Below are 25,972 nucleotides of genomic sequence, written 5' to 3'. Positions count from 1 at the left end.
CCTCACTGCAGCCGATAGCCTGCGTGGCAGGCCACGCAGGCTTCGGTGGTGCGGGCAAGCGCGGCCAGGGCGGACTCGACTTCTCCCGTGACTGCGGCGTTCTGGGCTTCGATCGCAAACTGGCTACGATGCATGGACGAGCCGATGTCCTGCATGCCCTGCGGCATGTACTTGGACGACTCATGGGCGCCGTGCGCCTGCAGCGAGCTCATGCCGAGCCGCTGCTCCGCAACTTCCGCGGCCTTGTCATAGGCCCGGGCCGACAGGGCCTGCTGGATCTCGGCGAGGGCGCGCAGGTGGTCGCGCATGCTCGTCAGCGTGTGCTGCCGCATCGCATCGGGAAAGCCGACGAGTTGGCGCGGATCGTTGTCCGCCGCATGACCGGTATGATCGTTCGAAGACACCGGCGAGGCATTCGCGGCCGATGCGGGGACGGGTACGTGCTGTGCGAGGGCGCCGTGGATGGACCACGACAGGGCGGCGATCACGATCGTGAGCATTGCGGGCGGCTTGAGATTCATCGTGGCGCTCCATTCGGATTCGATGCCCCCATTGAACCCGCTTCGCCATCGCGCAGCATTGCAATGCGGGTAGGATTTGCATCGCCAGCTTGCAATTTGGCCTCGTGCAACAGTGCGATACAAAACTTCCCGAACACACCGCGGACCTGCGGGCACGCTTGCCGCCATGGATAGCAAGGACCACATCCTCATCGTCGACGACGACCCCGAGATCCGCCAACTGCTGGTGGACTACCTGGCACGCCACGGTTTCGACGCCGTGCCGGCGGCAAGCGCACGCGAAATGGGGGTGATGCTGGAGCGGCACGCCATCGACCTGGTGGTGCTCGACCTGATGCTGCCGGATGGCGACGGCCTGGCGCTGTGCCGCGACCTGCGCACCCGCTCGGAGCTGCCGGTGCTGATGCTCACCGCACTGGGTGACGAGACCGACCGCATCCTCGGCATCGAGATGGGTGCCGACGACTACCTGGTCAAGCCGTTCAGCCCGCGCGAGCTGGTGGCGCGCATCAAGGGCATCCTCCGCCGCACGCGCTCGCTGCCGCCCAACCTGAAGCCCGACCCCCGGCGCTGCCTCGCCTTCGCCGGCTGGACGCTCGACACTGCCACGCGCGTGCTGAAAGGCCCCGACGGCGTGGCGACGCCGCTATCGGGCGCCGAGTACCGCCTGCTGCGCATCCTGCTCGACCATCCGAACCGGGTGTTGCACCGCGACCAGCTGGTCGAGCTCATCCACGGCCGCGAGGCCGAAGCCTACGATCGGGCGATCGACGTCCAGATCAGCCGCCTGCGCCAGCGTCTGCAGGATGACGGCAGGGAGCCGCGTCTGATAAAGACGGTGCGCGGCGAAGGCTACGTGCTCGCTGCTGCGGTGGAAGGATTGACGTCATGAGGCGGTTCCTGTCGTGGTTCCGGCCGAAGACGCTGTCCGGCCGCATGATGCTGATCCTGGTGCTGGGCCTGCTCGCCGCGCAGGCGGCCAGCCTCGTCCTGCACCTGAACGAGCGGGCTGGCCTGATGGCGGCCGGTCACGTGCCCCCCGGCATGCCGGCGTTCGAGGCGCTGCCGCTGCGCTTCATCTGGCACGTGTCGCTCACGCTGACCACCGTGATCGTCGTGTCCTTGGTGGCGATACGTTGGGCGACCAAGCCGCTGCAGCAGATGACCGATGCAGCAACGGCATTTGCACACGACCTCGACGCAGCCCCGCTCGACGAGAGCGGCCCAATCGAGGTACGCCGCGCCGCACAAGCGTTCAACTTCATGCAGCAGCGCCTGCGACGCCTGGTCGTCGAGCGCGGGCGGGCCCTCGCCGCGGTGTCCCATGACCTGCGCACGCCCCTGATGCGGATGCGCCTGCGCGCCGAGCTGATCGACGATTCGGCGGTGCGCGACAAGCTCAACGCCGACATCGACGCGATGCAGGCGATGGTGGGCGGTCTGCTCGCCTACCTGCGCGGCCTGGAGGACGCGGAGCCGGCCCAGCGCATCAACATGGTGGCGCTGCTCGCGAGCGTCATCGAGGACGAGCGCGCCATGGGGCGCGCGACGCTGAGCGAAAGTGCGCCGGGCAGCCCCGCACCCTACGAGGGCAAGCTGTCGATCCTCAAGCGGGCGATCGCCAACCTCCTCGACAACGCGGTGGCCCACGGACAACACGTGACGGTGCGCATCGAAGACGCGCCCGAGGCGCTACGGGTGGTGATCGAGGACGACGGCCCCGGCATTCCCGCGGCGTTGCTCGAGCGCGTGACCGAGCCGTTCGTGCGCACCGACGCGGCGCGCCGGCTCGACACCGGCGGGGTGGGGCTCGGCCTGGCCATCGCGCGCGACGCGGCCGCCTGCCACGGCGGCCAGTTGATCCTCGAGAACCGCGCACGAGGCGGCTTGCGCGCGAGCCTGGTGCTGCCGCGGACGCGTCCCGCGCAGGGCTGAACCGCCTGCGCGCTACTGCGCCGCTTCGAGCCGCAGGTAGACGCGACTGACGTTGCCCCGGTGCAGGGCCTCATAGGTGGCGAGGCGGGCAAACTGCGGCGCGTCGCCGGGCGCCGGCCGCGTCAGCCACCCGGCGACGCGCCGCTGTCGATCAGGATGGCGCCTTCGGGCGTATCGATAACGCCCCGAAATTGGCATTGAGCCCGTGGTTCTCGTAGGTGCGCGCACCCGTTTCGCCGATGAGGGCGAAGGCGCCGTCGCCCAGGGGCTCGGTCACGAGCAACTCGCCCGCCAGGGCGGAAAGGACGAGCAGGCACAACAGCAGGATGGCAAGCACGTGACGCAGGATCACGAGCGGCTCCAGAACAGGGAGATGCGAAAACGCCGATTCACTTCGGCGGAAAAAAGGCGGGGCCTCACCCCGCCTCACCCCGCCTCACCCCGCCTCGTCCTGCGCAGTCGCTCAGCGCCCGCCGCCGAGTTGTTCCTGCTCGCACTCCACCAGCAGCGCGGTCAGCGAATCGAGCCCCTCCTGCGCCGCGGCCTCGGAGATCTCCTCCAGGCTCGCCCCGGTGTCGATCGCGCGCGCGGTCGCGCTGTCGGTGGGCAGATCACGGCGGAAGTCCGCGAGCCGGGCGCGGATGGTGTCCAGGGGCCGCGTGTCCGAGTCGGGCAGGCCGTCGGTCGCCTCCACCTCGCAGGCCTCGAACAGCGCGCCCGCGAAGGCATGCAGCCCCTCGGCCACGGCACAAGCCGAGATCTCCTCGGCCGGTGCACCGCGGTCGATGGCGGCCGCCGTCTTGCTATCGGAGGGAAGCTGGGCGCGAAAGCCGGCGACGATTTGCTTGATGGTGTCCATGTTGATCTCCTCTTGCCGGTTCAAACGAAAACTCGGTAACGCTCAAGACGACCTCGGCTTCGTCGCCCCTTAAATCAATATTAGTCGGCAACGATGCCGATAACATCCCCCGAAAGAGCGAACTCCACGGAGCGATTGCCCATGGCGCACCGCCCGATCCGGCTGCGGTCAAGCCCGCCGGATGCTGCCAGTGAGCACCGTACCGGGCGCCACGGTGTTGAACACGGTGCCGTATTTCCGGACGTTCTCGTGAAGCAGCGTGAGGCGCCGGTCGTCTTCGTCGGTGTCGACCACGAGGACGTAGTCGATCGACTCGAGCTTCGGCGGCACGTCCTGGCGCACCGCGTGCACCTGCACCTCCACACCCCTCAGCTTGAAGCCGAGGATGGGCGTGACCCGCTCGATGCTCTTCAGCATGCAGGCCGAGAGCGCGGCCAGAAGCAGTTCGGCGGGATTGAAGGCGTCGGCGCGTCCCTGCATGTCGGTGTCGAGCGTGATCGAGGCCTCCTTGCACTCGGCACGGCTGCCGTGGGCGTCGACGCGGCGCGCGACGACGTGAAATTCCATCCTGCCGGGACTGGCGTTCATCATGATTCCTCACTGTATGACGGAGCACCGAGACCGCATTGCCGCAGACGCGGCGTCTCATGGCGCCTCCAGGCGGCCGACGCGGTACTCGGGCAGGAGCTGGTCGGCATAGGCCGAATGGGGCCGGCCGCGGGTCTTGGTGCGGTAGGCTTCGGTGGCCTCCCTGCCGCACCAGGCGACGATCACAGCCGGGGCCGACGGATGCTGCGGCAGGTAGGCGGTGAAGTCGTAGACGACGCCGTCGATCACCATCCAGCAGTCCTCGGGAGTGGCGTGCCGCGCCACGTCGGCAAGCGACCAGGATCGCTCCGCCCCCGCCGGAGCGGGCGGCTGCGCCTCGGCGGCCAGCCGCGGGTCCGCCGCCCAGAACCCGAAGACGGCAAGCCAGAACGCGACGGTGGAGGCGATGTAGAGTCTGCGCATCATCGGAAATCGAAACGCTCGAAGTGGACGGCGCCGGGGGCGACGCCGCGAGCGCGCAGGCGCGGCGCGAGGGCATCAACCATCGCGGGCGGCCCGCAGACGTGGATCATGCGCTCGGCGAGGCGATCGGCCTGCGCCAGGAGCGCGTCGAAATCGGGTGCGCGGTCCCCCGTCGCGCAGGAGATCAGCTCGAAGCGCGGGTCGCCGGCGGCCAGGGCGGCGAGCTCGTCGGCGAAGGGGGCGCCGGCCGCCTCCCGATGGAGGTAGATCAGCGTGGTGTCCGCGTCCAGCGGCCCCGCCCGCAGTGCCGCCATGAACGGCGTGATGCCGATTCCGCCGGCGATCCAGAGCGCAGGCTCCGCACGGCGCGCGCCCAGGAAGCGCCCGAAGGGTCCCTGCAGGCGCACCAGCACGCCGGATTCGAGGTCTTGCAGGCGCTGCGAGCAGGGTCCGAGCGCCTTGACCGCGACACGCAGCTGCGCGTCGCGATCGACGCCGCTCACCGTGAACGGGTGATACTCGCCGCAACCGCGGTAGTGCGGTCCTTCGCCGAAGGCGGCCAGCACGAACTGGCCGGGCGCGACGGCGAGCGCAGCGGCGCAGGGCGCGAGGGAGGCTTCGATCACGCCCGCGGCGCGCCGCGCGACGGCGGTCACGCGGTAGGGACGCGCCGCCACACCCAGGTCGCTGACGACGAACCGCGCGCCCAGCGCCAGCAGGGCGAGCGCGACGAGTGCGAGGCCCGAACCGGTGCTGCCGAGCAGCACGACGACGTGGGCGAGTCCGATCGGCACGCCGGCCGCGAGAACGAGATGCAGGCCGCGCCAGCGGCGGTAGGACAGATTCAGTGCGAAGGTGGCGGCGAGGCCGATCATCAGCAGGACCAGCGCGGCCCAGCCGAGCCACACCGGCCAGGACTGCGCCCAGGGGGCGAGCGCCTGCCAGGCTCGCGCCGGCGATTCCGCCCAGGCGTCGGCGGCGAGCGCGAGCGGATGCACGAGGAGCAGCAGGTAGGCCGCCACCCCACTGCGGTGATGCCAGCGGTAGGCCGTCTCCAGCCCGCCCAGGAAACGGGCGACGCGCGGCTCGCGCACCATCAGAACGAGGCTCGCGAGGAGCAGCCCCATGCCGCCCCAGGCGCTGACGATGGCGATGCTGCGCCACCACGGAAGGCCCTCGGGAACCGCCCACCACACCAGCGCGAGCGGCAAGCCGACCACCAGCGCCGCAGCGACGGGTGGATCGCGCCAAGGTGTCACGTACGGCCCGCTCATTTCAGCACCCCGCGTGCGCGAAACCGCTCGCAGCCCGACTCTGCCTTCGGCGCCAGGGTCACCCCGGCCTGCTGCGCCCGCTCGGCCATGCGCGCGTGATGCTCGGCCTGATAGGCCACGCACGCCTCGTAGGAGGTGAAGCTGCGCATGCGGCGCTGGTGCTCGACCCGCTCCTCAGGGCTCATGAACTGCCAGCCGACGGTGTTCTGCTCGGCGGCGCGCCACGGCCCGCCGGCCGAGGCGGCTGCCGCCGCGCCGATCAGCGCCGCGCACAGCAGGATGCGGGCAAGTCGCGTCTTCATCCGCCCTGCTCCAGGGAGACGGCTTCCCCTACAACATCTCCAGCGCCAGCGCGATGCCCTGGCCGCCGCCGATGCACAGGGTGACGATACCGCGCTTCAGGCCGTCGCGGCGCATCGAGTGCAGCAGGCGCGTGGCGAGCACCGCGCCGGAGGCGCCGATCGGGTGGCCGTGGGCGATCGCGCCGCCCTCCACGTTGACGATGTCCTCGGCGAAACCCAGCTCGCGCAGGCAGGCGAGCGCAATGGCGGCGAAGGCTTCGTTGATCTCGACCCGATCGACGTCGCCCACCTGCCAGCCCGCGCGCGCGAGCGCCTGGCGCACCGCCGGGACCGGGCCGAGGCCGAACATGCCGGGCTCGACCGCGCCGACGCCGTAGGCCGCGAGGCGCGCCATCGGCTCGAGGCCGTTCTTCTCGGCCCACTCGCGCTCGGCCACGATCATGGCCGCGGCGCCGGTATTCAAGCCCGGCGCATTGCCGGCGGTGACGGTGCCGTCCGGGCGGAAGGCGGGCTTGAGCCGCGCCAGCGACTCGGTGGTGGTCTCGGGCCGGTTGTGCTCGTCGCGGGCGAACACTTCCACGCCCTTGCGGCCCTTCACCTCCACGCCGACGATCTCGGCCTCGAAGCGGCCCTCGGCCTGGGCGCCGGAGAAGCGCTGCTGCGAGCGTAGCGCCCAGCGGTCCTGGTCCTCGCGCGAGATCTCGCGTGCCTTGACGAGATCCTCGGTATGCCAGCCGGAGTGCTTCCCCGAAAAGGCGTCGTTGAGGCCGTCCATGAGCATGCTGTCGAACATCGCCGCGTCGCCCATGCGGTAGCCCCAGCGCCCTTCCGTCACGAGGTAGGGTGCGCGGTCCATGTTCTCCATGCCGCCGCCAACGGCGCAGTCGATGAGGCCGGCCATGATCTCCACCGCGGCGCTGGCGATGCCCTGCGCGCCGGAGCCGCACACGCGGTTGACCGTCATCGCCGGCACCGACACCGGCAGCCCGGCGTGGATCGCCGCCTGGCGCGCCGGGTTCATCTTGTTGCCGGCCTGGATGACGTTGCCCATGACTACGGCGTCGATGCGCTCGGGGGCGAGCCCCGCGCGCCTGACGACCTCGCGCAGGACCGCGGCGCCGAGCTCGGCTGCGGGCACCCCCTTCAATGCACCGTTGTAGGTCCCGATAGCGGTGCGCACGGGATGGCAGAGGACGACCTGTTTCATGATGGGGCTCCTGGTGAGGGTCGCTCGGCTCGGCTCGGCTGCCAGGTACGATACGGCGTCATGCCGGCGCTCGATGCGCGCGCCGGCAGCCGGGGACTGCAGTTACTTTAGTCCATCGATCGGGTGCGTTCGTTGACCTTGGTCAGCGCAAGTGCTGCGCTGCGGCGACGACGCCGGCATGCCGCTGCGCGCCGCCTCACCTGCCCTGCACGGGCGGTCGTGGCGTGAAGCAGCATACCTGGCCGGCATCGTCGAAGCGCACCTGGCAGGCTTCCACCAGGCGCGCCCGCAGCCGCGTCCGGGCGCGCTGGACGCGCGACTTGGCCGCCGGCAGGGTGAGCCCGAGGCGCTCGGCGTAGGCCTGCTGGGTGAGGCCCTCGAGGTCGCACAGGGAGATGGCCTCGCGGTCCTCGGCGGAGAGCTCGGCGAGAGCCCGGGGGATGCAGGCGCTCAGCCCGTCGACGGCAGGGACAAGGTCCGGCAGGTCCGCCAGATCGTCGGGCAGGGGCACTTGGGATTTGGCGAGGCGCAGGCGATCGACCAGGAGGTTGCGCGCGACCTGGAAGAGCCAGGCGCGCGGATTGGCCACCGCGCAGAACCCCTCGCCCTGGCCGAGCGCGCGCACGAAAACCTCCTGCAGGAGGTCGTCCGCGCCGGCGGCGTCGCCGTGACGGCTACGCAGGAAGCGGCGCAGCTCAGCTTCGTGCGCGCGCCAGGCCGTTGCAACGCAGCGCATGATTGCGCTCGCCCGCCGTCAGTCGGCCTTGCCCGAACGGGCGGCCGCCAGATCGCGCCCGGCACCGCCGGCCTCGTACCAGCCCTTGCTCGCATTGACCACGCGCACCACCAGCAACATCACCGGCACCTCGATCAACACCCCGACCACCGTGGCGAGCGCCGCCCCGGAGTCGAAGCCGAACAGGCTGATCGCCGCCGCCACCGCGAGCTCGAAGAAGTTCGACGCCCCGATCAGCGCCGACGGGCCGGCGACGCTGTGCTTCTCCCCCACCGCGCGGTTGAGCAGATAGGCGAGCGAGGAGTTGAAGAACACCTGGATGAGGATGGGCACCGCGAGCAGGGCGATGATGAGCGGCTGGGCGAGGATGGCCTCGCCCTGGAAGGCAAAGAGCAGCACCAGGGTCACCAGCAGCGCAGTAATCGACCACGGGCCGATCTTCTCCATAATGGCGTCGAAAGCGGCCTGGCCGCGCTTCAGGAGCTGCGTGCGCCACACCTGCGCGATCGCCACCGGGATCACGATATAGAGCACCACCGAGGTGATGAGCGTGTCCCAGGGCACGGTGATGGCGGAAATGCCGAGCAAGAGGCCGACGACCGGGGCGAAGGCGAACACCATGATGGTGTCGTTGAGCGCGACCTGCGACAGGGTGAAGATCGGGTCGCCGTTGGTGAGCCGGCTCCACACGAACACCATCGCGGTGCACGGTGCGGCGGCGAGCAGGATGAGGCCGGCGATGTAGCTGTCGATCTGGTCCGCGGGCAGCCAGGGGGCGAACAGCTCACGGATGAAGATCCAGGCGAGCAGCGCCATCGAGAACGGCTTCACCAGCCAGTTCACGAAAAGCGTGACGCCGATGCCGCGCATGTGGCCGCGGATCTCGTGCAGCGCGCCGAAGTCGACCTTCATCAGCATCGGGATGATCATGATCCAGATGAGCAGGCCCACCGGCAGGTTCACCTGCGCCACTTCCATGCGCCCGACGGCCTGAAAGAAGCCGGGCATGAGCTGGCCGAGCCCGATGCCGGCGACGATGCAGAGGAAGACCCACAGGGTCAGATAGCGCTCGAAGAAGCTCATCGGCGCGGCGGCCGCGCGCTTGGCGGTGATTTCGCATTGGGCGGACATGAAACGGCTCCGTGATGTTGTTCGAATGAGTCCCCGGATGAGGCTCAGCTCTGCCCGGCGGCGAGTGCCTGCAGGCGCGCGACACCGACCGGCTCTTCCGCCTGCAGCGGGAGGAGCGCCACGCGGCGCGCGTGCTGCTCGCGCACCGCCTCGATCTGCGGCCACTCGCGCGCCGCGCGCCGGGCGAGGAGCGGCGAGGCCGTGTGCGCGGCGGCCACGCTGTTATTGATGATCCAGCCCCACGGCGCGATGCCGGCGCGGCGCAGGTCGTCCTGCAGGCGCGCCGCTTCCAGCACCGGGGTGGTCTCGGCCAGGGTGACGATGAGCACCTTGGTCTGCGCCGGGTCCTGCAACTGCATCATCGGCGTGGTGTAGTGGTGGATGCCGCTCTTTTGCATGTGGCGCGCCATCTCGCGGTGGTAGGCGCCGGTCGCGTCGAGCAGCAACAGAGTGTGGCCGGTGGGGGCAGTGTCCATCACCACGAACTTCTTCCCGGCCTCGCGGATGATGCGCGAGAAGGCCTGGAACACCGCGATCTCCTCGGTGCAGGGCGAGCGCAGGTCTTCTTCCAGCAGCGCGCGCCCCTGGGCGTCGAGGTCGCGCCCCTTCGTTTCGAGCACGTGTGCGCGATAGCGCTCGGTCTCGGCATGCGGGTCGATGCGGCTCACGGTGAGCGCGGCCAGGCCGCCGCCTTCGAGGGTCTCGGCGAGATGCGCGGCGGGGTCGGAAGTGGTGAGGTGCACCGGCAGGCCGCGCCGCGCGAGGTCGACCGCGACGGCGGCGGCGAGCGTAGTCTTGCCCACCCCGCCCTTGCCCATCAGCATGACGAGCCCGTGGCCGTCGGCGGCGATCTGGTCCACGAGCGCGGCAAGCCCCGGCAGGGCCGGATGCGCGCCGGCCACATCCGAAGCGTCCTGCGGGCCGGACGCGCCCGGATCGAGAAGTGCCTTCAGCGCCGGCAGGCCCACCAGGTTGAAGGGCATGAGCGGCACGCGGTCCACTGGCAGCCCGGCGAGCTCGGCGGGCAGGCCCGCTAGCGCCGCCGATTCGCGGCGCACGATGGCGGCGGCGAGCGCGTCGTTCCCCGCTTCGTCCCCGGGCAGCACGCCGTTGATGACGAGATGCTGGCGCGTGAGACCCAGCGCGGCGAGCTCGTCATGGGTGCGCGCGACCTCGCGCAGCGTCGAGGCCTGGGCGCGTGCGACCAGCACCAGGCGGGTGCGCTCGGCGTCGGCCAGTGCCGCCACCGCGGCGCGATACTGCTCGCGCTGCTTGTCCAAGCCGGCGAGCGGCCCGAGGCAGGAGGCGCCGGTGTCGCTGTTATCGAGAAAGCCGGTCCACGCGCTCGGCAGCTGAAGGAGCCGAATGGTGTGGCCGGTCGGCGCGGTGTCGAACACGATGTGGTCGAAGGCGCGCATGAGCTCGCCGTCGGTCAAGAGCCCGGTGAATTCGTCGAAGGCGGCGATCTCTGTGGTGCACGCGCCGGAGAGCTGCTCCTCGATGCCGCGCACCACGTCGTCCGGCAGCACGCCGCGGACCGGGCCGACGATGCGGTCGCGATAGGCCTGGGCGGCGGCCTCGGGGTCGATCTCCAGCGCCGTCAGATTCGGCACCTCGGCGATGGCGGTGAGGGCGTTGCCGATCGCCTGGCCGAAGACCTGCGCCACATTGGAGGCCGGATCGGTGCTCACCAGCAGCACCGTGCGGCCGGCTTGCGCGAACCGCACCGCGGTGGCGCAGGCGAGCGAAGTCTTGCCGACGCCGCCCTTGCCGGTGAAGAAGAGGAAGCGCGGGGGGGTATCGAGGAATTTCATGCCGTGATTCACCAATCGGGAGAGGGTCGGGCGCGACTTGTAGGAGCGGCGGCAGCCGCAAACGACGGCGAGCCCGTCGAATCGCCAGTTCGCGGCTTCCGCCGCTCCTACAGAGAACAGCAGCGCGCTGTCAGCAGCAGCGACCACCGCTGCAGCACGAGTTCTCGACTGCCGGCACGACGGCGAGCCCCGCCCAGCGCGCGAGCTCGGCGCGGTTCGGATAGCGTCCGGCGAGCGCGACCTCGCCGTCGACCAGCACCAGCGGCAGCGCCTCCTGGCCGGAGCGCTCGAGGAAGCCCTTCACCACCGCGTTCTTGGCGAAGGCGAGCGGCTGCTGGGCGAGGCTGTAGCGCTCGATGCGCGCGCCCTGCCCCTTCGCCCAGTCGAGATCGGCCGCGGCGGTGACCAGTGCCTGGTCCACCTCGGTGCCGCATACGCCGGTCGGGCAGCACAGGGCGGGATCGAAAATCTGGATCGTCTTCATCGCTTCGTTCCTTTTCACTTGATGGTTTCCGGCATCAGCGTGCCGATTCGCGCGAGCTCCGCGCGGAAAGCTTCGGGATCGCGCTCGGAGAGATCCGCCGGCAAGGCCAGGAAGGCCTCGATGCGCGCGCGCAGGATGCGATAGGCCGTCTCGAAGGCGACGTCGGTCTCCGCGTCCGTGCCGATGGCCTTGGCCGGGTCGTCCACGCCCCAGTGGGCGCGCGGCACCGGCGCGAGATAGACCGGGCAGGTCTCGCCCGCGGCGCTCGCACAGACGGTGATGACGACGTCGGGGGTCTCCGGCAGCTCGTTCCACGACTTGCTGTAGTAGCCCTCGGTCGGAATGCCCTCACGGGCGAGCAGCGCGAGCGAGCGCGGATGCACGTAGCCGGCGGGCTGGCTGCCGGCGCTCATGGCGCGCATGCCGGCCGGCGCGAGCGCGTTGAAAGTGGCCTCGGCGAGGATGGACCGGCACGAGTTCCCGGTGCACAGGAAAAGGACGTTCACTTGTTGCAACCTCCTTCGGGCGAGCAGACGAGCGGTGGAAGAAACGGTTCGAGCGCGGGCAGACTGCGCCGCAGCTCGTCGCACTCCTCTGGGCTGTCACCGCAACAGTTGGCGGTGAGGAACGCGATGGTCTCGAGCATCAGCGCGATGTTCGCGCGGTAGCGCTGGTAACGCCCCTCCTGCTCTACCGAGAGCAGCCCCGACTGCACCAGGGCCTTGAGGTGGAAGGAGAGATTGGTGGGCGGCACGGAAAGCGCGGTTGAAATTTCACCTGCTACGCGCCCGTTGGAGCCGGCCTGCACAAGGAGCCGGAATACATCCAAACGGACACTCGAGGAAAGGGCCTCAAAGACCTGAAGCGCTTGACTCTTGCTGGCGCTTTGAACCGTGGTGAAACCAGCAACATCTGCCGATTCGATGCCATCGTCCAATTTCGATGCTACCGAAGAATGTACGGTATGAGGCATGACACTTCATCTATTCAACAATCTTAGAACAATTGTATTGACTCATCACCAACAGGTCAAGCGCGATCCTCCAAGCCGCCACATTGCATGCTGAACCGTTGTTCAGGGCAACTCGTGTAGCGCTGCTTTCTGTTTGGCACTTAAGCGCGAAGGCTGGCCTCAAGTGTTGGTGGTGGGGAAGGCGACCCCACGACGACGTCTTCGGCGGTGGTCGCAAATGCGGAGAATCATCCGGGTAATCTCCGCACAAAGCGCGGTGAATTTCTTGCGCCTGCGGAGAATGCACAGCACAATCTCCGCATGACTAGCGGAGATTACATCTACATCTGGCAGGCTCCCGAGTGGCCGAACTGGCGCTATGATCTGGCAGCGCTTGCCGGCCCGCTGGCCGAGGTCAGCCGTGCCCAAGGCCTCTTGCTTGGGCGCCTCGCCGACGTCGGCATGGCCTTGCGCGACCAGGCCAGCCTGTCGGCACTGACCGAGGACGTGGTCAAGACCTGCGAAATCGAGGGCGAACAGCTCAACGTCGAGTCCGTGCGTTCGTCCATCGCGCGCCGCTTGGGCGTGGATATCGGTGCTCTGGCGCCGGTGGATCGGCATGTCGAAGGTGTGGTCGAGATGGTGCTCGACGCCACCGCCAACTGCAATACGCCGGTCTCGCGCGAGCGCCTGTTCGGCTGGCACGCGGCCCTCTTCCCCACCGGCTACTCCGGTCTCACCAAAATCCAGGTCGGAGGCTGGCGTGACGACGCCGCGGGCCCGATGCAGGTGGTATCCGGCCCGGTCGGCCGCCAGCGGGTGCATTTCGAAGCGCCGCCGGTTGAACGCATCGAGGCCGAGATGAGTCGTTTTCTCGACTGGCTCAACGCGGAGTCGGGCGAGCCGCCGGTCATCAAGGCTGGCCTTGCCCATCTGTGGTTGGTGACCTTGCATCCCTTCGATGACGGCAACGGCCGTATCGCACGGGCCGTCGGCGACCTGCTGCTGGCGCGCGCGGATGGCAGCCCGCAGCGCTTCTATAGCCTGTCGGCGCAAATCCAGCGCGAACGCAAAGCCTACTACGACATCCTGGAGCGCACGCAAAAAGGGACGCTCGACGTCACGGCATGGCTCGCGTGGTTCCTCGACGTGTTGCATCGCGCCGTCGATCAGGCGCAGCACACCCTCGACGCCGTGCTGGCAAAGGCGCGTTTCTGGCAGCGCTTCGCTGGAACGCCGATGAACGCGCGACAGGTGAAGCTGCTCAACCGGCTACTCGACGGCTTCGAAGGCAAGCTCACGACCAGCAAGTGGGCGACGATGGCCAAATGCTCGCCGGACACGGCGCTGCGCGACATCAGCGAGTTGCTCGCGCACGGGGCGCTGCGCAAGTCCTCGGCGGGGGGGCGCAGCACCAGCTACGAGTTGAACGAACCGTTGGTAGATGATTGATTGGCACGATACGGCTTGATGTCGCCGGCTTGCCGATTGAGTACACCGTCGAAGATTTTGAGCATCAATTACCACTGCTTGACAGCGCATTTCCGCGAGGACAGCTTGCCCCGCTTGGGATCGGCATCATCAAGAGGCGATTCAGCAAGACCCGAAGAGAGGCATACCTATCCAACGGCTGCAGCCATCCTGGCGCCTGACGTGGTCGATGCAGCCCTTCAGAGGGAACGCTGACGCTCATGGATCTGCTGAGAAATGGCATCCCGGCTTGCTGGCAGGCGCAGCAGACGCAGTTCTTCGGCTGAGTTTCCGCCGGTGCATACGCGTGGGCTCGGGCACCGGGCTCACCGGGTCAGCAACTCGACGTACGCTTGATAGCTATAACTGCGGTTTTTCTTCTGCCCCGTCATTTCGGTCACGATGCCCAGATCCGCCAGCACCTTCACGGCGGCGCTGGCGGTCGGAAAGCTCGTGCTCAGCTTCTGCCGCACCCGCTCGATGGTGAAGCGCGGCATCATCGGCAGCATCTCGAACAGGCGGTAGGTCGCAGGCCCCGCCTTGGGCGATTCGAGCAAGTGGCGACGGTCCGCTGCCACCAGGCTGGCAATGGCGACGATGCTGCGCTCGGCGTCGGTCGCCGCGGTAGCCACGCCTTCGAGGAAGAAAGCCACCCAGCCCTCCCAATCCCCTTCGGTGCGGATGTCGGACAAGCGGCGGTAATACTCGGTCTGGTGTTGCTTCAGGTAGCCGCTGAGGTACATCAAGGGCTCGGGCAGCAGACCCCGATGTTCGAGCAGTGCGGCAATCAGCAGGCGACCGATGCGGCCGTTGCCGTCCAGGAAGGGGTGGATGGTTTCGAACTGGGCGTGGATCAGGGCGATCTTCACCAGCGGCGGGAGCGTAGGCGAAGCCTCGTGTATGAATCGCTCCAGTTCCCCCAGCAGATCGGCGACGCGCTCGGCCGGCGGCGGCACGAATACCGCATTGCCTGGCCGGGTGCCGCCGATCCAGTTCTGTGAACGACGCAACTCGCCCGGCTGCTTGCCGGAACCACGCGCGCCGTCGAGCAGCAGCCGGTGGGCCTCGCACAGCAGACGAACGCTGATGGGCAGGCCATTGGGATCGCGCAGATTGTTCTGAACCAGCCGGAAGGCGCGCAGATAGTTGGTGACTTCCTCGACGTCTTCCATGTTACTGACGGCAAAGCCCGCCTCTTCGTCAAAGAGGTCGGTCAGCGTGGCCTGGGTGCCTTCGATCTGCGAGGTGAGCAATGCCTCCCTGCGGATGGCGCTGTAGAGCAGCCAGTCCACCGACGGCACCAGCGCAGACACCCCGGACAGGCGGGCCAGCGCCAGTTCTGCAGCTCGGTTGGCATCGACGAACGACTCCGGCGCCAGCGCAGGATCGCTGGGCGGCAGCGGACTCGGCTTGAAGGCCTTAACCGCCTCGCCCAGCGTGGTGGAAGTGACGTAGGTTCCGGTGACGCGCTTCATTCTAAAGAACTCTTGAATTGCCGGCAGGCATATTAAAGCACTCTTTAACAAGAAGGGTTGTCATGCAAGAACACTTTCGTTCCGCCTCAACGCCGCACCCGACGCAATGCAAGCGCCGCCCTCACCCCTTGGCACACTTGCTCGATACCGGCGTAGTCGCGGATGAAGGGGAGTTTGCGGAGCGAGAGGGGTTGCACAACACCTTCGTCAGCGACTATCTGCGCCTCACGATCCTCGCACCCGACTTCGTGAATGCTGCCCCTCCGGGGACGCTACTGGACCTGCTGCGGGACGGCATCCCGACGTGCCGGCCGGAACAGTGACAGCGAAGCGGCCTCGCCTGTGGCGCTGGGCTGGCTTTGGGTGGTGGATGGCGTCACGCCGACACGCTGGGACGCGATCGGGGCGGGCGTGGCGCTGGTCGGCATGGCGATCATCGCGCTGCAGCCAAGGAGCGTCTGAACGGAGTTCGGCGACGTGCGGATCGATATCACAGCGTGGTTGTCGCCGCCGCCCGAGCGGTTCCCGATTCAAACTCGACGTACGAAACCCGCGCCGTTGCTGCCCCTCATGCGAAGAGCGCTCTTCGCAGAAATAGAGAACAGAGAGGGCGAAAACGGCGGAAAACCGGGCAAACCGTCCGGCAGCGCTCTTCGCACTACCTGCCGAAGGCGCACCAACGTTGGCGCACCGGCAGGCGTGAAAAAGGCCAGAGCAACGTCTGGCCTTTTTGAATTGGTGGTGGAATTTCAGCGCTTGAGGGCCTGGCTGGCCACTCCAGTTTGCAAGGGGCCATTGAGTTGTCACCGGCGGCGGACGGCAGTCGACCCACAGATGACGGTCGTCCGCGCGCCCTCTTTCGGTCGGCTCGCTGGGCGGAGCCGCCACTCGACCTCGACGCTCACGGAAACTGACCCATTTCTGCTTATCAGAACGGACCCGGCCAGTGCGCAGTGAACAACCCGGAAAGGGGTCAAGGGACCGTGGAATAAATGCGGCGGGTTTATCGCCGCGTTTATGCCGCGAAAGCCCTTGACGCCTTGGAGGGGAGATACGCTCGTGGCAGCGCCGGGGATGGGATTTTTCCATCCCCGGCGTCTGCCTCACGGCGAGTGCGGGGTCTGGGGCAGCGCCCCAGGGTTTGCGCAGGGAATGATGGGGCGGGTTATGCCGCGGGTGCGCACGGGAGGGGCGCCGATTTCGACGCGCCCTTGTTCGTCGGCGGCGAGTGCGGCACTGGGGTTCGCAGGGAGGGTCCGTCGATGCGAATGGTGATGCAGCGGTGCTGGAGCCGGTCGAGCAAGGCGTCGACAAGGGCCTTGTTGGCGAACAACTCGTACCAGGCGCTCGGTTCCAAGTTCGTGGTGATCAGCGTCGAGACGCGCCCGTAGCGCTGATCCATCAGCCGGAAGAAGGCATTGGACTGCTCGGGCTTGAGGGTGAGATAGCCCAGTTCATCGATCAGCAGTGGCTGGAAGCGGGCGAGTTGCGCGAGGAGCTTCGGTGTCGAGCGATCGGCGAGCGAGGCATAGAGCTCGTCGAGCAGGACCTGGGCCTTGTAGAAGCGCGCGGCGTGGCCATTGAGGCACGCCTCGCGCAGAAGCGCCAGCGCGATGCCGGTCTTGCCGGTCCCCGGCGGGCCGATCAGCAGGATGTTCTCGTTGCGGCGCAGGAAGTCGAGTCCGGCCAGGGCGCGGATCTGGCCCCGATCGACCCCGGGCTGGCGGTCGAAGGGAAAGGAATCGAGCGTCCAGCGCCAGGGCAGCTTCGCTTGCGTCAGTCGGTACGCGAGGCTCTTCTCGCGCCGCTCGGCCGCTTCGGCCGCCAGCAAGCGCCCGACGACTTCGGCCGGCGGCGCGCCTTCGCGCTCGGCGCGCTCGAATTCGGCATCGAGGGCGGCGGCCATGCCGCGCAGCCGCAGCTGGGCGAGCTGGGCGTGGATCTGCTCACGCGTCGTCATCGAGCGCGTCGTTCAACGCAAAGAAGTTGCCGGCGACCTCGCGCAGGATGAGTTTCTCAAGCCGCCCCAGATCGTACAGCCCGTAGTGCGCCGCCTGGCGCACGGCCGCCAGAAAGGCTTCCCCGGGATAGGTGCGCTGGAGCTCGAGCAGGCGTCGCAAGGCCCGGGCCCCACGGCCCTGACCGCGTTGCTTGAGGGCCCGCACATAGGCCTCGAGCTCGGGGCTGTCGTCGCGCAGTTGCGCTTCGAGGGCCGGCGTGCGGCTGGCCCTGACGGGGGTGGGATGGTGCGCGGCGTCGGTACTGCGCGCATCGCGCTGGCCGATCAGCCGCAGATGGGTCGCCACCACGCGATGGCGATGATGAATGTCGACGCGGGCCGGATATTTGTAGACCGTCACCGCCTGCCCGACCAGACGCTCCGGCACGGAGTAGCGATTGACCTCGAGCGAGACATAGCCGTTCAGGTCCACTACCCGCTCGAAGACCTCATAGACCGGCGGCAGCACCGCGGGCAGCGCCCGCAAATACGGCTTCTCGAGCACATAGGCGGTTTCCGGCGACATCCCCAGAGACCGCTTCGGTCGGGCATTGGCCACCTCCTGGCACCAGGCGAGCGCCTGGCGGTTCAGGTCGTCGAAGTCGGTGAAGCGGCGTCCGGGCAGGAAATTGGTTTCGACGAAGAAGAAGTTGCGCTCGATCCGCCCCTTGCGATCGGGATGATTGACCCGGTGCGCACGGAATTCGAACCCCAGCGTGCGGGCGAAGGCCGCCATCTCGGGCGCGATGACAGCATCCGCTCCGGCGCCGGCGGCGAGCATCACGCTGGTGTTGTCGATGATGCACTGCGGACAAGCGCCATCCATGAAGCGCACCGCCTCGAGCAGAAACTCCTTGGCTTCGAAGCGCGTGAAACGCGGGCTATACCGGATGAACAGCCGGCGCGAGTAGGCGAGCACGAGACCGGCACACTGCGCGGTCACGGTCTTGTCGCCCAGGGTGACGCGATGCGGCGAGGTATCGTGCTGCATTTCCTCGCCCGGCGCGAAGAAGTATTGCCCGGCACGCGGGGGCGGTGCGCGCAGTCCGGCCTCGCGAACCCAGCGGGTCAGCGTGCTGTACGAGACGGTGAGCTCGTACTCGGCGGCGAGCAGTTCGGCCACGCGCACGACGTTGCCCTGGGCGCGCTCGAAGGCCGACTTCAAATAGGCCCGCGGCACACCCGGGCATGCGTCTTCCGATCGCGCCGGATCGTCGGGGCGCACGATCCGGCGCACGGTATTACGCGATAGCTCGAGCACACGGCTGATCTCGCGCAGGCTCTTGCCTTGGGCTTGCAGGGTTCGGACGGCATCGCGAATCTGGCTCGGCGTCATGGTCAAGGCTCCTCGCAAGCTCGGAGTGCAGCGCATCGAGGGCGGCGCGCAGGTGAGCGAGCGCGCCGAGAAGGGATTCGGGAAGCACTTCGCGGGACAGGCTCGGCAGCCGGCTACGCAGCCGCCTGATCAGCGCCAAGAGTTGCCGGACATCGGCCGCGCACTGGCCGTGCGGCCCGGCGCGAAGGCGCGTATCGGCGAGCTCTTCTTCCTGCGCGCGCAGGCTCTGAATGAACAGGCGCGGCTGGGCCACCATGCGCTCGCGGGCGGCACTCGGGCTCGTCAGGTAATGCCGGAACCAGACCTGCAGCTCTCGGGTGGACAGCGGCGTCGCCGCCAGCGCAGCGAGCAGCTGCGTCGCCTGCGCGGTGTTGGCGCGCGCCAACGGGGCCAGAACCCGTGTCGCCGCCCAGGTCGAAACCGTGCCCTGGCGCACGGCCGCGAGCACGGCTTCGGGCACGCCGCAGACGAGCTCCAGACGCCGGCTGACCCAGCTCACGTCGCGGCCGCAGCGGCGCGCCACCTCGCGCTCCGAGAGCCCCTGGCCGCGCACGAGTTCCTGCAGCAGCAGAGCCTCTTCCAGCGCCGCGAAAGGTCGGCGGCCGGCTTGCGCGAGAATCGTCAACAGGGCCTGCGCGAGATCGCACGCCCAGGCTTCCACCCGCGCGGTGTCCCGTCCGAGCCGACGCAGGGCGAGCACACGCCGGTAGCCGTCGACCAGGATCAGGCGCTGGCTGTCGGCGTCGGGGACGGCGATGCACGCAATGAGTTGGCCGCTTTGCTCGATCGAGCGGGCGAGGGCCTCGATCGCGCGCGGCTCGAGCAGCCGCGCGTCGGCGAAGCGCAGATCGAGGCGGTGCAGATCGACTTCAGGCATCTGGGGGGCCGGGGTGTCCATGACCGAACCCTACCCAGCCGCGCTGCGAATGGCGATGACGTCCTCTCTTTGCAAGATCAGCCGGAGGGTGCGTAAGGGCTTGAAACCGCAGTGATTCGAACCATCCACGCGTCCATCTTTGCAAGATCGTCACGCGTGGCCGGGCTCAGCCGGTAAATCCCTGAGGGCACGGGCGTTTCACGCGTCCACACGTTCATCTTTGCAAGAACGCGTGCCGCCCGCCTCGCGTCGCGCGCCTGCTGCTGGCGGCGGTTACGGTCGCTGTACGCCGGATGCGAACGCCGGTACTCGCGCCAGTAATCGGGATGCTGTGCGGCCCACGCCGCCTGCGCCCGCGCCTGATTCTCTCGGTACTCGGGATCGCTCTGCCGCCGCGCCAGTTGCCAGCGACGTCGCCGTTCCCGCTGGCACGCCGCCGACGCGCAGTAACTTTGCCGGGGGGTTTGCGGCCGGGGATGGAATAACTTGCCGCAGCCAGCGCACTGTTTGCTCTGCATGGACGGACCTCTGCCGAGGGAACCCTCCAGAGAGCGTCCGACAGGCGGGCCAAATAGATCAATCGGCCGCCGTCACGGCGGCGACCCTACCTCAGATTGCTGGGTCAATTACTTGAGCGGAAGCCGGGTCAATTCTGGTGAGCGCTGAGGCACTCGACGCGGTCGCTCACGGGCGGCAGCCCGGCCATCTTCGCGTCAAGTCCCGGCGCGCAGGATACCGATAGAGCTTCTCGTGCACATCCTCGGCACCCCGCAAGCGAAATTACTTGCGTGATTCGGAGAGCAGGCGCTATCTCCGCACGAAAACTGTCTGCGATTGCAACGCCATAAACCGACCGGCTATGCCGCTTCGCTGGCCAGTCGCTCGACCAGGAAGTTGATGAACGTCCTGACCCGGGTAGGCAGATTCTTCTTGCTCGGGTAGTAGGCGTAGAGATCCGCGCTCGGCAGCGTGAACTCGGGAAGAAGTCGCCGCAGCCGGCCGCTTTCCAGGTGCTTGATCACATCCCACTCTGAACGAATGACGATGCCCTGACCGTCCAGCGCCCAGCCCTGGACGATGTCGCCATCGTTACTGGACAGGGTGCCATGGACCTTGACGATCTCGGTGCGCCCGTCGACGAGGAAGCGCCACACGCCGTACGCATCGTCGTTCTGCCGATGGACGATGCAGCGGTGCCGGGTCAGATCGTCCAGCTTCCTCGGCGTGCCGTGTTTTTCCAGGTAGGCGGACGAGGCGCAGAGAAAGCGCCGATTCGACATGATCCGGCGCGCATTGATCCGGTTGTCCGGCAACTCGCCAAACCGCACCGCGAGGTCGAAGCCCTTCTCGATCAGATCGATCGGACGATCCGTGACCTCCAGTTGCACCTCGACCTCGGGATGCCGGGCGGTGAAGGTCGAGACGAGCGGCGCGATCACGGTCCGGCCAAATCCGAGCGGCGCATTGACGCGCAGGCGTCCGCGCGGCGCGTGGCCGTTCCCCGAGACGATTTCATCCAGCTCCCGCAGTTCGTCGATCAGGCGGCTCGCATGCTGGAGGTAGATCTCCCCCTCGGGCGTCAGGCTGATCTTGCGCGTGCTGCGATTGAGCAGTCGCGCACCGATGCGCTTTTCCATCGCCGCCAAGCGCATCGTGGCGGCCGGGGGCGTGATGTCGAGCGCCCGCGCGGCCGCCGAAAGGCTGCCCAGCCGGTTCAGCAGCACGAAGAACTCGAGCTCGGAGAAGCTTGCAGTCTTAAGCATTGTTTAATAGTGATGTCACTTCACGCTGAAACATGAGGGAAGCGCTTATAACTATCCTAGCGTCACTGGAGCTGACTTACCAGCTTCGAGCCCTCAAGGAGACGCAGATGAAAATAGTGGAAATTCGCGAGAAGACCGTTCCGATCAGCTCCCCGATCCGCAACGCCTACATCGATTTCAGCAAGATGACGCTCAGCCTGGTGGCCGTCGTCACCGACGTGATCCGCGACGGCAAACCGGTCATCGGCTATGGCTTCAACTCCAACGGCCGTTATGGCCAGGGCACCCTGATGCGCGAGCGTTTCATTCCACGCATCCTGGAGGCCGACCCGGAAAGCCTGGTCGATGCCACCGGCAACAATCTGGACCCGCACAAGATCTGGAACTGCATGTTCACCAACGAAAAGCCGGGTGGCCATGGTGAGCGCTCGGTGGCAATCGGCACCATCGACATGGCGGTCTGGGACGCGGTGGCCAAGATCGAAGGCAAATCGCTCTTCCAGTTGCTGGCCGATCGATATGGCGACGGCAAGGCGAATCGCAAGATCTTCGTGTATGCCGCCGGCGGCTATTACTACCCCGGTCAGGATCACGGGAAGCTGAAGGACGAGATGCGCAGCTACATCGACCGCGGCTACACGGTCGTCAAGAAGAAGATCGGCGGCGCATCGCTGAATGACGACCTGCGCCGGATCGACGCGATCCTGAGCGTGCTGCAGGACGGCCAGAAGCTGGCGGTGGATGCCAACGGGCGCTTCGATCTGGATACCGCGATCCAGTACGCCAAGGCGCTCTCGCAATACGACCTGTTCTGGTACGAAGAGCCGGGCGACCCGCTGGACTTCGAACTGCAGGCCACGCTGCGTAACTACTACGACAAGCCGATGGCAACCGGCGAAGACCTGTTCTCGATGCAGGATGCGCGCAACCTGATCCGCTACGGCGGCATGCGCCCCGATCGCGACTGGCTGCAGTTCGACTGCGCATTGAGTTATGGACTGGTCGAGTACCTGCGCACCCTGGACATGCTCAAGCAACATGGTTGGTCGGCCAGTCGCTGCATTCCGCACGGTGGCCACCAGATGTCGCTCAACATCGCGGCCGGCCTCGGCCTGGGCGGCAACGAGTCCTACCCCGACCTGTTCCAGCCCTACGGCGGCTTCCCCGATGGGGTCAAGGTGGAGAACGGCTACGTCACCCTGCCCGAGCTGCCCGGCATCGGCTTCGAGGGCAAGTCCGACCTGATCTGCGAGATGCGCAAGCTCGCGGAGTAGGGGCTGAATCCACACCGTCGTCCAAGGGCGACGGTGTGGGAGCGAATGGCCGGTCTGAAAAAGCTCGAGCGGCGGGTCTGGGTTGTCTGCCGAAGTTGGACACACCAACGCTATTGCGGCATTCCGCCACAAAAAACCTGATCCACTGGCATGCACCGTCCGTGCTACGGTGCGACTTTCCGCACGAAGCAAATCAATGCGCCCGCAGGCCCCTTCCCTTCCCCCCGCCGACAGCCGCGGCACTCGCGCCGCGCTGCTCTTCGCCTTGACGGCCGAGCGTCTGTCGGTCTTCTATGAGCACGGGCAGTGGCCCACCGCGGCGCAGGGCGCGAGTCTCATCGCGGAGTGGCTCGGGCGAAGCGGGCGCAGTCTGCCGCTGGCCGATCGCCGCTTCCTGTCCGAGCTCAGTGATGAGCTGGCCCGCCAGCTTGCTGGGTCGCTGTCGCGCGAGGCGGGGCTACAGACGGCGCACGAGATGATGGAAGCCCTCGACCCCAACTACGATTCAGACCTCGCCCGCGCACTGATGGCCGAATGCACGAAGCTGCTCGACGGGACCTGATTCCTTGTCGCTTACCGCAGCGCGCCGAGATCCGCATCGGCCGGCCCCACGCCCTACTCGCCCCCCCGGATCGCCTCTGGCAAGGACGAGGCGGCAATGTCGAAGCGCAGAGGCATCGCATTCAACAGTTTGTTCACGTTCTGTCCGCCCGCACCCTGCGCCCATATCGCGGTGATCCCGACTTCGTCGGGCGGGATCACGAATGCGGATCGCCTCGGGCTATGCCTTGTCCAGATCGGGGAACAACACCTCGGTGTAGCCGAAGCGACTGAAGTCACGCACCTGCATCGGGTAAAGCACTCCCGCCAGGTGGTCGCACTCGTGCTGCACCACCCGGGCGTGAAAACCTTCGACAATGCGATTGATCGTCTGCCCCTGCGGACCGACGCCCTGATAGCGGATGCGGCTGTGGCGCGGAACGATGCCGCGCAGTCCGGGAACCGACAGGCACCCTTCCCAGCCCTCCTCGACAAGTTCGCCGAGCGGGGTAATCACCGGATTCAGCAAGACCGTCTGCGGTACCGGTGGAGCGTCCGGGTAGCGTTCGCTGCGCTCGAAACCGAATATCACCACCTGCAGCCCGACGCCGATCTGTGGCGCGGCAAGCCCCACGCCACCATGTGCGGCCATCGTGTCGAACATGTCGACGACGAGCGCGGCGAGCGCTGTCGTGCCGAAGGCGTCGACCGGCTCAGCGGGCTGGAGCAGGCGCGGGTCGCCCATGCGAAGAAGTGTGCGGATCGTCATGGATTCGGTCTTTGGAAATAATGACGACAACGATCGGATCAGGCCGGCAGCGCCGTCGGCACGATCCTCAGCGGCACGGTGACCGGCCCGTCGTTGACCAGATGAACTTGCATGTCGGCACCGAACTGACCGCTCTCGACCTCGGGGTGCATGTCGCGGGCACGCCGCACGAACGCCTCGTACAGGCGCAGTCCGTCGGCGGGCGCGGCGGCTCCGCTGAAACTGGGCCGATTGCCGCCCGAGGTGTCAGCGGCCAGCGTGAATTGACTCACGATCAACAGCCCCCCGTCCACATCCTGCACCGACCGGTTCATGCGTCCCTGAGCATCTGAGAAGATGCGCAGCTTGAGTATTTTGGCGAGCAGACGCTCGCCTTCGGCTTCGGTGTCGCCGCGCTCGGCACACAAGAACACCAGCAGCCCGTGGCCGATTCGACCTGCGACTTCGCCCTCGATGACGACGCGCGCCTCGCAGACCCGTTGTACCAGTGCCAGCATCGTATCAGCCTTCCCGAGGGCGACCGCCCGAGTCGCCGCGCCCCCAATCGACGTTCACGGTTTTGCTCGCATCATAATCTCGCACTCGGTCGCCCTCGCCCGCCAAAGCACGTTTCAAACATGCCTTCGCAACCCATTGATTCGTATAGGGCGCGTGCGAAACCGCCTTTCGCACAAACAGAGAGTAGAGAGCCCTCTCTGCCTCATTTTTGTGCAATTTATGACAAATGCAGGGTTTCAGACGCGACCGCACCTTTCGCACGCATCGCTGGAACCCGCGCCAGTGCTGGCGTTACGGGCAGATAAGACAAAGCCCGGAGCGAGTCCGGGCTTTGAGGGTATTGGTGGTGCTGAGTTGACTACCGAACTACCCGCTCTTGGGGCTCAAGGGTAATGCTGCGCACTCAACCGTGAAGCCACCGGTCTCATTGAATCTACGGCAGGGGAAAGCCCTACTGTGCCCCTCCGGCCTGCGCCTGCTCGACAATGAGACTGAGCCCCCTCAACTCTCCTTCCTCAGTCTCCGCTCTGACTCGAAGTCTGCAAGGGCCGCCAATCTGGAACGGCGACATCACCACATGCGCCCCAAGTGCGAGCACAGAATCATGGTGGTTCTGATTTTCGTCTACCGCCGACTCCACCGTTTCGGCTAGCTGCTTCTCGTCAAAAACTGCTTCAAACAGAAGCTCATCGTCCTTTAGCACCCGCAGTGTGAGCCTCTCAAACGGCTGCGCAGCAGGCGTCACGGCATTTACCGCCACGCATAACTTGGGCAGCGTAACTGGGAATGCCGGAACGATTAAGCGCGCAGAGTAAACACCTATGAATGATACTTTGCCCCCCAACTCGTGCCGGATGTCATCACAAAAAATGGTCTGGATGTGACGCTGCATCACTCGGCCTTCTTGGCTGCTAACTCTTCCTGCCTACGAAGAGCTGTATCTAGCGTGTTCATATCTACCCCGAGAGCCTTCGACAGACGCCGACACGTGTCAATGGTTACGTTCTCAGTCCCGCGCTCGATGCGTGCAACGTGCGGCTGGCTCGTCCCAAGTTCGTCCGCCAACTGAGACTGCGACCATCCTTTACGCAAACGTAACGCCCGAACGGTAATGCTCTCCTCCCCATGAAACGAATCCGCGAACCACGCACGTGCCTGCTCAAGAGCGGCGCGGCGCTTCTCGTCCTTGCTCCACTTGTTAACGAGGTCCCCAACTGACTTATGGCGTGGGGGAGCATCAATCCTGGTCGAGGTGTAATCCTCAAGCCGAAAAACCACGCAGGGCTGCGCGACTGTGGTCGCTTCAACAACGCCCACAGGACGGACAAACCCCTCAAAGGTTTTCGTAGGCAGCGAGGATACGTCGAGAGATTTTGTGGCCTGGATCATAGTCGAACTCCCTTGGCACAATGCCAAGCACATGATATTGACCCTTTCGAGGGAGGAAGGCATAGACGATGCGATACCTCATCCCCTTGTCTTCAAGATCCCATACTTTCAAGCGCCAAACATCTTTGCCTTTCTTCCACTGCTCGAGCCACTTGCTGACGTGGAAATCGGCCCCTCGATGTGCACCATAATCATGCTGCGACAACCTATCCAGAAGGTCTTCGTTCCCCTCAAGTTCTTCAAGGAACACTGTGAGCCGAGCCGCGGCCTCCGGCTCCTGATCCCAGAGGTCTTCCAGATCGTCTTCAGCATCATCATGGACAAACAGGCGTAGCATTATATCGACCTAGGTATAT

General features: G+C 66.7%; 32 protein-coding genes. 7 read left to right on the top strand and 25 right to left on the bottom strand.

Annotation, left to right across the window (positions count from 1 at the left end; all coding sequences use genetic code 11):
• Positions 1-2: 2 nt before the first annotated feature.
• Positions 3-521 carry a hypothetical protein gene (locus pbN1_RS16195; RefSeq protein WP_210147542.1) on the bottom strand — a complete coding sequence of 173 codons (519 nt, stop codon included), beginning with the start codon at positions 519-521 and terminating at the stop codon, positions 3-5.
• 166 nt (positions 522-687) lie between these two features.
• Here pbN1_RS16195 and pbN1_RS16190 point away from each other — a divergent pair, with 166 nt between their 5' ends.
• Together pbN1_RS16190 and pbN1_RS16185 are read left to right on the top strand one after the other, a co-directional pair.
• Entirely contained in the window at positions 688-1,413 is a 726-nt protein-coding gene (locus pbN1_RS16190) for a response regulator (RefSeq protein ID WP_169203428.1), read from the top strand.
• On the top strand, positions 1,410-2,456 hold the full coding sequence (locus tag pbN1_RS16185) for an ATP-binding protein (protein ID WP_169203427.1): 1,047 nt from the start codon (positions 1,410-1,412) through the stop codon (positions 2,454-2,456). The genes pbN1_RS16190 and pbN1_RS16185 overlap by 4 nt, the downstream gene beginning before the upstream one ends.
• Before the next feature lie 151 nt (positions 2,457-2,607).
• Here the strand turns inward: pbN1_RS16185 and pbN1_RS16180 are convergent, their stop codons facing one another.
• The 13 genes from pbN1_RS16180 to pbN1_RS16120 all read right to left on the bottom strand — a co-directional run bounded on the left by pbN1_RS16180 (position 2,608) and on the right by pbN1_RS16120 (position 12,211).
• Positions 2,608-2,808 (bottom strand): hypothetical protein, encoded by a 201-nt coding sequence (locus pbN1_RS16180; RefSeq protein WP_210147541.1) that lies wholly within the window; start codon positions 2,806-2,808, stop codon positions 2,608-2,610.
• 111 nt (positions 2,809-2,919) lie between these two features.
• A complete protein-coding gene (locus pbN1_RS16175) occupies positions 2,920-3,315 on the bottom strand; it encodes a hypothetical protein (protein ID WP_169203426.1) in 396 nt (131 codons plus the stop codon).
• A gap of 168 nt (positions 3,316-3,483) precedes the next feature.
• Positions 3,484-3,903: an OsmC family protein gene (locus pbN1_RS16170; RefSeq protein ID WP_169203425.1), complete on the bottom strand. Its 420-nt coding sequence runs from the start codon at positions 3,901-3,903 to the stop codon at positions 3,484-3,486.
• A gap of 57 nt (positions 3,904-3,960) precedes the next feature.
• The gene (locus pbN1_RS16165; protein ID WP_169203424.1) at positions 3,961-4,329 is read right to left on the bottom strand and encodes a cytochrome b5 domain-containing protein; all 369 of its coding nucleotides are present in this window, start codon (positions 4,327-4,329) and stop codon (positions 3,961-3,963) included.
• On the bottom strand, positions 4,326-5,600 hold the full coding sequence (locus pbN1_RS16160) for a ferric reductase-like transmembrane domain-containing protein (protein ID WP_169203423.1): 1,275 nt from the start codon (positions 5,598-5,600) through the stop codon (positions 4,326-4,328). Before pbN1_RS16160 ends, pbN1_RS16165 begins: the two co-directional genes overlap by 4 nt.
• Positions 5,597-5,902 carry a hypothetical protein gene (locus pbN1_RS16155; RefSeq protein ID WP_169203422.1) on the bottom strand — a complete coding sequence of 102 codons (306 nt, stop codon included), beginning with the start codon at positions 5,900-5,902 and terminating at the stop codon, positions 5,597-5,599. The genes pbN1_RS16160 and pbN1_RS16155 overlap by 4 nt, the downstream gene beginning before the upstream one ends.
• Positions 5,903-5,930: 28 nt before the next feature.
• Complete coding sequence (locus pbN1_RS16150) at positions 5,931-7,109, bottom strand: thiolase family protein (protein WP_169203421.1); 1,179 nt, start codon at positions 7,107-7,109, stop codon at positions 5,931-5,933.
• A gap of 196 nt (positions 7,110-7,305) precedes the next feature.
• Positions 7,306-7,845 carry an RNA polymerase sigma factor SigZ gene (sigZ, locus tag pbN1_RS16145; RefSeq protein WP_169203420.1) on the bottom strand — a complete coding sequence of 180 codons (540 nt, stop codon included), beginning with the start codon at positions 7,843-7,845 and terminating at the stop codon, positions 7,306-7,308.
• An 18-nt stretch (positions 7,846-7,863) separates the two neighbouring features.
• On the bottom strand, positions 7,864-8,976 hold the full coding sequence (gene arsB, locus pbN1_RS16140; protein WP_169203419.1) for an ACR3 family arsenite efflux transporter: 1,113 nt from the start codon (positions 8,974-8,976) through the stop codon (positions 7,864-7,866).
• A gap of 44 nt (positions 8,977-9,020) precedes the next feature.
• Entirely contained in the window at positions 9,021-10,790 is a 1,770-nt protein-coding gene (gene arsA, locus pbN1_RS16135) for an arsenical pump-driving ATPase (protein ID WP_169203442.1), read from the bottom strand.
• A gap of 130 nt (positions 10,791-10,920) precedes the next feature.
• A complete protein-coding gene (gene arsD / locus pbN1_RS16130) occupies positions 10,921-11,274 on the bottom strand; it encodes an arsenite efflux transporter metallochaperone ArsD (protein ID WP_169203418.1) in 354 nt (117 codons plus the stop codon).
• Positions 11,275-11,288: 14 nt separating this feature from the next.
• Positions 11,289-11,780 (bottom strand): arsenate reductase ArsC, encoded by a 492-nt coding sequence (locus tag pbN1_RS16125; protein WP_169203417.1) that lies wholly within the window; start codon positions 11,778-11,780, stop codon positions 11,289-11,291.
• Positions 11,777-12,211 (bottom strand): ArsR/SmtB family transcription factor, encoded by a 435-nt coding sequence (locus pbN1_RS16120; RefSeq protein WP_280516158.1) that lies wholly within the window; start codon positions 12,209-12,211, stop codon positions 11,777-11,779. Before pbN1_RS16120 ends, pbN1_RS16125 begins: the two co-directional genes overlap by 4 nt.
• 336 nt (positions 12,212-12,547) lie before the next feature.
• Here pbN1_RS16120 and pbN1_RS16115 point away from each other — a divergent pair, with 336 nt between their 5' ends.
• Complete coding sequence (locus pbN1_RS16115) at positions 12,548-13,678, top strand: Fic family protein (protein WP_169203415.1); 1,131 nt, start codon at positions 12,548-12,550, stop codon at positions 13,676-13,678.
• 344 nt (positions 13,679-14,022) lie between these two features.
• Here the strand turns inward: pbN1_RS16115 and pbN1_RS16110 are convergent, their stop codons facing one another.
• Positions 14,023-15,171 carry a Fic family protein gene (locus tag pbN1_RS16110; protein ID WP_169203414.1) on the bottom strand — a complete coding sequence of 383 codons (1,149 nt, stop codon included), beginning with the start codon at positions 15,169-15,171 and terminating at the stop codon, positions 14,023-14,025.
• 191 nt (positions 15,172-15,362) lie between these two features.
• On the opposite strand from pbN1_RS16110, the gene pbN1_RS20975 reads away from it, so the two are divergent.
• Together pbN1_RS20975 and pbN1_RS16105 are read left to right on the top strand one after the other, a co-directional pair.
• Positions 15,363-15,494: a hypothetical protein gene (locus tag pbN1_RS20975; RefSeq protein WP_280516157.1), complete on the top strand. Its 132-nt coding sequence runs from the start codon at positions 15,363-15,365 to the stop codon at positions 15,492-15,494.
• Between the two features lie 19 nt (positions 15,495-15,513).
• Positions 15,514-15,633 (top strand): YnfA family protein, encoded by a 120-nt coding sequence (locus pbN1_RS16105; RefSeq protein ID WP_425305742.1) that lies wholly within the window; start codon positions 15,514-15,516, stop codon positions 15,631-15,633.
• A gap of 703 nt (positions 15,634-16,336) precedes the next feature.
• Here pbN1_RS16105 and istB read toward each other — a convergent pair.
• The 5 genes from istB to pbN1_RS16080 form a co-directional block, all read right to left on the bottom strand.
• Positions 16,337-17,131 carry an IS21-like element helper ATPase IstB gene (gene istB, locus pbN1_RS16100; RefSeq protein ID WP_169204270.1) on the bottom strand — a complete coding sequence of 265 codons (795 nt, stop codon included), beginning with the start codon at positions 17,129-17,131 and terminating at the stop codon, positions 16,337-16,339.
• The gene (locus pbN1_RS16095) at positions 17,118-18,506 is read right to left on the bottom strand and encodes a Mu transposase domain-containing protein (RefSeq protein WP_169204271.1); all 1,389 of its coding nucleotides are present in this window, start codon (positions 18,504-18,506) and stop codon (positions 17,118-17,120) included. The genes istB and pbN1_RS16095 overlap by 14 nt, the downstream gene beginning before the upstream one ends.
• Positions 18,412-19,404, bottom strand: a complete 993-nt coding sequence (locus pbN1_RS16090; protein ID WP_169204272.1) for a ParB/RepB/Spo0J family partition protein — start codon at positions 19,402-19,404, stop codon at positions 18,412-18,414. Before pbN1_RS16090 ends, pbN1_RS16095 begins: the two co-directional genes overlap by 95 nt.
• Before the next feature lie 56 nt (positions 19,405-19,460).
• A complete protein-coding gene (locus tag pbN1_RS16085; RefSeq protein WP_169204273.1) occupies positions 19,461-19,901 on the bottom strand; it encodes a hypothetical protein in 441 nt (146 codons plus the stop codon).
• 339 nt (positions 19,902-20,240) lie between these two features.
• The gene (locus tag pbN1_RS16080) at positions 20,241-21,146 is read right to left on the bottom strand and encodes a LysR family transcriptional regulator (RefSeq protein WP_169203512.1); all 906 of its coding nucleotides are present in this window, start codon (positions 21,144-21,146) and stop codon (positions 20,241-20,243) included.
• A gap of 107 nt (positions 21,147-21,253) precedes the next feature.
• Between pbN1_RS16080 and pbN1_RS16075 the strand changes: the two genes are divergently transcribed.
• Positions 21,254-22,420 carry a mandelate racemase/muconate lactonizing enzyme family protein gene (locus tag pbN1_RS16075; protein ID WP_169203513.1) on the top strand — a complete coding sequence of 389 codons (1,167 nt, stop codon included), beginning with the start codon at positions 21,254-21,256 and terminating at the stop codon, positions 22,418-22,420.
• A gap of 196 nt (positions 22,421-22,616) precedes the next feature.
• Complete coding sequence (locus pbN1_RS16070) at positions 22,617-22,982, top strand: hypothetical protein (protein ID WP_169203514.1); 366 nt, start codon at positions 22,617-22,619, stop codon at positions 22,980-22,982.
• 219 nt (positions 22,983-23,201) lie between these two features.
• Here pbN1_RS16070 and def read toward each other — a convergent pair whose 3' ends face one another.
• The 5 genes from def to pbN1_RS16040 all read right to left on the bottom strand — a co-directional run bounded on the left by def (position 23,202) and on the right by pbN1_RS16040 (position 25,953).
• Entirely contained in the window at positions 23,202-23,729 is a 528-nt protein-coding gene (gene def, locus pbN1_RS16060; protein ID WP_169203515.1) for a peptide deformylase, read from the bottom strand.
• Between the two features lie 38 nt (positions 23,730-23,767).
• Complete coding sequence (dtd, locus tag pbN1_RS16055; RefSeq protein ID WP_169203516.1) at positions 23,768-24,226, bottom strand: D-aminoacyl-tRNA deacylase; 459 nt, start codon at positions 24,224-24,226, stop codon at positions 23,768-23,770.
• Between the two features lie 452 nt (positions 24,227-24,678).
• Positions 24,679-25,119 (bottom strand): DUF6941 family protein, encoded by a 441-nt coding sequence (locus pbN1_RS16050; protein WP_169203517.1) that lies wholly within the window; start codon positions 25,117-25,119, stop codon positions 24,679-24,681.
• On the bottom strand, positions 25,119-25,616 hold the full coding sequence (locus pbN1_RS16045; protein WP_169203518.1) for a helix-turn-helix domain-containing protein: 498 nt from the start codon (positions 25,614-25,616) through the stop codon (positions 25,119-25,121). Before pbN1_RS16045 ends, pbN1_RS16050 begins: the two co-directional genes overlap by 1 nt.
• Positions 25,561-25,953 (bottom strand): hypothetical protein, encoded by a 393-nt coding sequence (locus pbN1_RS16040; RefSeq protein ID WP_169203519.1) that lies wholly within the window; start codon positions 25,951-25,953, stop codon positions 25,561-25,563. The genes pbN1_RS16045 and pbN1_RS16040 overlap by 56 nt, the downstream gene beginning before the upstream one ends.
• Positions 25,954-25,972 lie beyond the last annotated feature (19 nt).

It is taken from the genome of Aromatoleum bremense, from assembly GCF_017894365.1.
GTDB classification, from domain to species: domain Bacteria; phylum Pseudomonadota; class Gammaproteobacteria; order Burkholderiales; family Rhodocyclaceae; genus Aromatoleum; species Aromatoleum bremense.
Note: the sequence above shows the minus strand (reverse complement) of the source record. Positions and strands in the feature narration are given on the sequence as shown.